Source organism: Alienimonas chondri (assembly GCF_013036045.1).
GTDB classification, from domain to species: domain Bacteria; phylum Planctomycetota; class Planctomycetia; order Planctomycetales; family Planctomycetaceae; genus Alienimonas; species Alienimonas chondri.
In genome coordinates this window covers 1-6,676 of record NZ_WTPX01000196.1, presented here as the reverse complement: position 1 = coordinate 6,676, position 6,676 = coordinate 1, and the positions used below count along the sequence as shown (strand labels likewise).

4 protein-coding genes are annotated in these 6,676 nt (G+C 72.9%); all 4 read left to right on the top strand.

What is annotated here, in order from left to right; translation table 11 throughout:
- Nucleotides 1–3,362: serine/threonine-protein kinase (locus tag LzC2_RS19235; RefSeq protein ID WP_171189655.1), on the top strand; the 3,362-nt coding region annotated here is incomplete at its 5' end.
- A gap of 92 nt (nt 3,363–3,454) precedes the next feature.
- Entirely contained in the window at nt 3,455–5,053 is a 1,599-nt protein-coding gene (locus LzC2_RS19230) for a preprotein translocase subunit SecA (RefSeq protein ID WP_171189654.1), read from the top strand.
- Between the two features lie 98 nt (nt 5,054–5,151).
- Complete coding sequence (locus LzC2_RS19225) at nt 5,152–6,030, top strand: efflux RND transporter periplasmic adaptor subunit (RefSeq protein WP_171189653.1); 879 nt, start codon at nt 5,152–5,154, stop codon at nt 6,028–6,030.
- A partial coding sequence (locus LzC2_RS19220) for a hypothetical protein (protein WP_171189652.1) occupies nt 6,027–6,676 on the top strand: 650 nt, incomplete at its 3' end. The genes LzC2_RS19225 and LzC2_RS19220, both read left to right, overlap by 4 nt.

Genomic DNA, 6,676 nt, shown 5'->3' with positions numbered 1-6,676 from the left:
GGATGGGCGTGGTTTATCTCGCGGAAGACACCGAACTGGGCCGCACCGTCGCCCTGAAGGTGCTCCCCAAGCGGGAGGATATGGCTCCGAACCTGATCGCTCGATTTCGAAGCGAGGCTCGCGCCGCCGCCCGCCTGCACCACCCGGGCATCGTCACGGTGTTCGACAGCGGCGAGACGGATAAGGCGCTTTACATCGCCTTGGAGTACGTGGACGGCAACGACGTCGACCGTCTGCTGAAAACCCGCGAGCGGCTGCCCCCCCGACGTGCGACGGACCTCGTCCGGCAGATCGGCGAGGCACTGGTCCACCTGCACGAAAAGGGCATCGTGCATCGGGACATCAAGCCGTCGAACATCATGGTCCGCCGCGACGGCAGTGCCGTGCTGGCGGACCTCGGCTTGGCGATCGCCATTGAGAGCAGCGAGGGCGGCATCACCCGAGCCGGCTACACCGTCGGCACGGTCGACTACATGGCTCCGGAGCAGGCGAAGAACAGTCGCGACGCCGACGTCCGCAGCGACCTGTACTCGCTGGCCTGCAGTTGGTTCCACATGTTGACCGGGCGAATCCCGTTCGAGGGGGAATCGCTGACCGCGAAGCTCGCCGCGCACGATCGCCATCCCGTCCCCGACCCGCGCAGCATCCACGACGACATCCCGGACAGCTATACCGCGGTCCTCCAGCGGGCGATGGCCAAGAAGCCGGAGGACCGCTATGCGACGCCGCAGGAGTTTCTGGACGACCTCGAACTCGCCCATAAACGCCGGGGCCACGTCAGCAGCGATCTGCTGAAGGATCTGGCGGCGGGCGACTCGGATGACGACTTCGTGCTCGGCCCGGACGACGCTGAGGCGGCGAAGGCCGTGGGGACGGCGGAGAGCGAGACGGCGGAAACGGACGACGTCGGGGAACCGGTCCGTCGCCGGCGGAAGAAGCGTCGCCCCGGCAAGCCGGGCGTCTCCCCCCGCCGCCGCCCGGCTGCCGGCGAAGTGCCCGCCGGCCTGGGCGACGCTGCCGATGATTCGGACGACTCCAACCCGCGACGTCGCAAGCCGGCCGGAGCAGCAAAGGACTACAACAAGGGCGTCGACCCGCTGCTCATTCGGAACCTGCTGATCGGCGGCGTCGCCCTGGCGCTGCTCATCGGGGGGGGCATGTTGGTCGCCCATTACAGCGGCGCGTTCGGCGGCGTTCGCATCCGCGGCCCCGGAGACGACCGTGATCTCGCCGCCGCGTTGGCGCGACTGCCCGCGAAGGGCGGCACGATCACGCTGCGGGGACTCGGCCCGTTCACGCTCCCGCGATTCGATCTCCCGCAGGGGGCGAACGTCTTCATCCGGGCGGAGGGGGAACGGGCCCCGATCGTCAACGCCGCGGCAATGTCGACCGAGTTCGACGCTTGGCTGCGCATTCGCGGCGGATCGCTCACGTTGGACGGGCTGCACGTCGTGATGCCGGAGCGGGAAGCCAGCGAGGCATCCCCCGCGCTGCTGGACGCGGCCGCGGCGACCGTGGCGATTCGCGGCGGGTCGGTCACCGCGCTCGGAGACGCCCCCGCGATCGTCGCTCGGGCGAGCGGCAGTGGAAAGACGGCGGCTCATGTGCTGCTGGACGGCGCCGTCGTTCGCGGGAACGCGCTGACCGGCGTCAGCCTCGCCGGCGGACCGTCGGACCTGTTTGCGGACGGCTGCCTGCTCGCCTGCGGCGACGCCCCCGCCGTCGCGTTCCCCCCGCATTCCGAAGCTGTGCTCCCCAACCGACGGGGCGTCCCCCCGGCCGCGGAGCCGACGCCCGCCCCCCGCGGCGGCGGTCGAATCAACTTCATTTCCTACCGCACGCCGACGGCTCCCTCCGCCGCCGTCCTACAAACGCCGGCGCCGCCCGCTCGATCGGCGCGGCTGGTGAATTGTACCGGAGTGTTCCGGCGGTCGGTCGTCACGGTCGTTCCCGGCACGACGGGGCCGCTTGCCGTGACACTCGCTGAGTGCGCCTTCGGAGCGTCCCCGGGGGACGAGGGAGCCTCGCTGCTCTCGCCGTCGGGGGCGGCGGTCGAGTGGACGATCCGGGACGGCGTGCTGGCGGGCCTCGCCATGCCCGAGGGGGAGGGGTTGGAGGCGAACGGCCGCTCGACCGGTTGGAAAGGAGAGCCGATCGCGAACTTCGCGGCGCTCGATCCGAATGCGTTCTCGGCCGCCGGCTTGAACCTCGAACTGGGGGCGGCCTCCGCGACGTGGAAGCTACCGGCCCCCGCGACGGCCGCCCGGGCCTCGGCGGCGAGGCGTCTTCCGACCGATCCGCCCTCTTGGGAATCGCTGTATCCGGACGGTAAGACGGTCGAGGCGGAGGGGACCCGAGCGGCGAACGTCCTGCGTGAAAACCATCCCGATGGAACCACCGTGGTGGTGAGCGGCGTCGGCCGGATGCGCCTCGAACCGGTGTCGGTCAGCGGGCGAGCCTTGCGAATCATCGGGCGAACGGACGATTCCGGGGACGCGCCGATTCTCGCTGCGGCGACCGGCGCCGGGGGCACGCCGACCCTCGAGAGCGTCGGCGGACGGCTCGAACTGGTCAATCTCACCTTGGAAGTCCGCGAAGACCGCACCGGTGCCGGGCCGCTGGTCTCCGCGGACGGCCCGGAATCGCTGATCGTGATTCGGCGGTGCGAGCTGCGAGCCGGCTCCGGCGACGCCCCCGCGGTCCGCGTGCGCCGGGGCGCCGCACGGCTCTCCGGCGTGCTGCTGGTCGGCGAGGGCGAAGCGGGGCTGATGGAACTCGATCACGGCGCCGCGACGCTGTCCCACTGCGGATTCGTCACGCCGGGGCCGGCGTTTCGCTTCGGGCCGGACGGTACGGGAGTCGTCGGCCTGACCCGCTGTGCGATCGCCGCGGGGGGACCGGTCTTCGACGCCTCCGAGGGCGATGCGGTGGACGGAACCACGGACGCGGCGGCGATTACGGATCGATGCCTGTTCCTGCCGCCCCCGCCCGGCGGGCCGGGACGCGTGTCGCTGTCGGCCGGCGGGGCGATCGTCTGGGGAGCGGCCAACGCCTTCGCAACCGCCTACGCGCCGCCCGCCAAGCTGGGCGACGGTCCGCCGGGACCGGTCGGCGGAGAATTCGATCTCCGCACCGGCCCGTCTGCGGTGGTGCTGGAACGGCCCCGCGTGCCGGATTGGAAGACCGTCACTCCGGCCGATCTGGCGCCCGCCGCCGGCTCCGCCGCGGCGACGGACGGCCTCGGCGCCGGGGATGCCGTCGGTCCGTCCCCCGATCTCTCCCCGGAGGGCGGGGCGAGCGATTCGACGAAAGACCGTGACTCTCGACTGCCTCGACGCAGCACGCCGGGGCCGGATTTTTGAGTAGGGAAGGCGTTGGACGGGATCCCGGCGAGACACGACGAGGGCGGCTGTACGACGTTCTGTCCGCCCGCCCGGCGTGGACGGTCGGGGCGATGCTGGCGCTCGCGGCGCTGGGCGGGTGGGCGGCGACCGGCGCCGACGCGGACTTCTCTCCGCAGAGCGTGCTCGCCGGCCGGGACGACCTCACGATCAATATGGAGATCGCCCGGGAGCGATTCGGCGCCGAAGACGCAGTGCTGCTGATCCTCCTTCAGGACGACCGTCCGCGGCCCCCGAATGCGGCCCCGGAGGACGCACCCGGCGTGCTGAGCGCCTCGGCCCTTGCTTGGCAGCAACGACTCGCCGCGGCGCTGCCGGAGTTGCCGCACGTGGTGGACGTCCGGGGCGTGCCGACGCTGCGCACCGGCCGGTTGAGCCTGGCGAACCTCGGGGCGTACGAGGCCGTCCAGCTGCTCCCGGGTTCGCCCGCGGCTCCGCCGACCGAGGACGAAGCGGCTTGGGTGCGGGAACAACTGGCCGACGGCCGGGCGGATGGGTTCGTCTCCCCGGATCGGCGGACCGCCGCGGTGATGGCGATTCTCGACCCCGCCGCCCGCACCGTCCGGCTGACCGCCGCCGGCCTCGAAGCCGTCGGAGCCGCGCCTCCCGGCGCGAGCCCCTCTCAGGGAACGCCGGCTCTCTCCCGTCCGTGGCCCGTCGCGGTCGAGCGGGCGCTGCACGCGGAGCACATGCTGAAGAAGGACGTGGATTACGTCCTCACCCCCGGCGAAAAAGGGAAGCCCGGCGCCGGCGAGCTGGGCGTGCGGATCGTCGACGGGAATACCGGCCGCGTCTTCACCGAACGCACCTGGCGCGACGGCCTGCATCAGGCCGTCGAGGCGAAGGAGGCCGTGACCGTCACCGAAGAGACCCGCGGCTTGGCCCGCGTGGCCCGGCAGCGGTTCTTCGGACAATACCGGACGGTCTGCGGGATGACCGGCACCGCCGCCGAGGCCGCCGCCGAGTTCCGTCGCGTCTACGGCCTGCCCGTCGTCAACGTCCCCCCGCATAAGCCCAGCCGTCGCCGCGATCGCCCGTCCCGATACTTTCCGACGGCCGCGGACCGCACCCGGGCCGTCGTCGTCGCCGCCGGCCGGGCGACGGCGCAGGGACGGCCCGTGCTGATCGGCACGCGGACGGTGGCCGCGGGACGCGAGGTCTCCGCGGCGCTGACGGATGCGGGGCTGGAGCACGCCGTGCTCGACGGGTTACAGGACGCGGACGAAGCCGAACTCGTCGCCGCGGCGGGCGTTGCGGGCACGATCACCGTCGCCACGGACATGGCCGGGCGGGGGACGGACATCGGCCCGGACAACGCGGCCCTTTTCGCGGGCGGGCTGTGCGTGCTGGCCTGCGAACGGCACGCCAGCGCCCGGGTCGACCGCCAACTCGCCGGCCGCGCCGGCCGGCAGGGCGACCCCGGTTCGGCCCGGTTTTTTCTCTCCGCCGATGACGAACTGTTCGCCCGCCACGCCCCGCGGCTGGTCGCCCGCCTGAGCCGGATGCCGCCCGGCGGCGCGGAATCGCCGGCGCTGGATCGGGTCGTGCGGCGGTTGCAGGCGTCGCTGGAAAAGCAGTCGGCCGAGACCCGACGCCAACTCGCCGCGGCCGACGATTGGCTCGGCGGCGTGCTGGATGCGCTGGCGGCGTGAGTCGTTTGCCGATTTCCCCACCCGCCGCTCGTAGCGCGAAACGAAATTTCGCGAGGAACTTCGTGCCCCACTCCGAGCGGGCTTGCCCCGAATCGCCCGTGCCCGCCGCCGCCCGCCCGATGATCCTCGTCGCTGCCTTGCTCGCCGCCGCCCCCGTGTTCGCGCAGGAACCGATCGGCACGCCCGGGTTCACGGAACCGGAACGCACCGTGGCCGTCGCGGCGGCGGAGAGCGGGATCCTCGCCGAACTGCTCGTCCGGCCCGGCGACCGGGTCGCCGCCGGCACGCCGCTGGGCCGGCTCGACGCGGCCGGATTGGAGGAGGCGAAGAGCATCGCGGAGGCCCGCGCCGCCGCCACCGCGGCCCGAGACGCCGCCGTCATCGAACGCGAGAAGGCCCGCCGACGGCTGGCGAAGTTCGAGGCGGTCGGGGCGGAACGGTTGGGAAGCCGTGACGAACTGGAGACCGCCCGCGCCGACGCCGCCCTCGCCGAAGTGCGGGTGCGTCAGACCGAGGAGGACGCCGCGCTGGCCGCGCTGGAGGTCGTCCGCATCGCCGCCGATCTGGACCGCCGGACCGTGCGGGCGCCGTTCGAGGGCACGGTCGTGGAGGTGAGCAAAGAGATCGGCGAGGCGGTGCCGGCGAGCGATCCGGCCCTGCTCGTGCTGGCCCGGCTGGACACACTGCGGGCCGTCTTCCACCCGTCCGCGAGCCGTGCCTCACGACTGCGAAAAGGCGACGCGGTCGCCGTCGCGATTCCCGCGGAGGTCGCCGGCGAACCGGTCCGCACGGTGCGGGCGACGGTCGATTTTGTCTCTCCGATCACCGACGCCGAAAGCGGCACCGTGCGGATCGAAGCATTGATCCCCAACGCGGACCGCCGCCTGCGGGCCGGGTCGCGGGTCACGCTGACGGAGGGCGAGCCGCCTCGAGCCGTCGCCGCAGACGACGTGAGCCGCACCGGAGATCGGCGATGACCCCCTCGCAGACTAAATTGCGCAAGAAGAGCGCCCCCCGCCGGTCCGCCAAGTCCGGCCGGTCCGCCGCCGTCGGCCGGTTGCGGATCGACGCCGGCACGGCCGGTTCCGCTGCCGTCCCCCCGGCCGCCGTCTCCCCGGACGTGGCGGCGCTGCGGGTTCGCTCCGAGCAGATCGCCGCCGAACGCGACGCCGCCGCCGCCGCGATCGAACTGATCGCTGCGGTCGGCCGGGCGGACGACGCCCGTGCGGCCCTGCACGAACTGGTCGACGGACTGCGGCGAGTCACCGGAGCCGAAACGGTCGTCGCCGGCTGGGTGCGGAAGAGTCGCTGCGAGCCGCGGGCCGTGTCCGGCCGGCCGGTCCTCAAACGGCATACCGACGCCGCCCGCCGGTTTCGCGCGGCGTTGGAAGAAACCGTGCTTCGCCCCGAACCCTCCCGTTGGCCGCTGGCGGACGGCGACGACGCCGGCGGGGCGGTCCCGCTGAGCCTCCGCGGTTTGGCGGACGGCGAGGGCGCCGCGGTCGTGCTCGGCGTGCCGCTGATCGGCTCTCGCCCGTCCTCTGGAACACCGGGGGAGGAACCGATCGCCGCGGTCGTGCTGGCGGGGGCGCCGGGGTCCTCCTTGCCCGCGTGCAGCAGCGC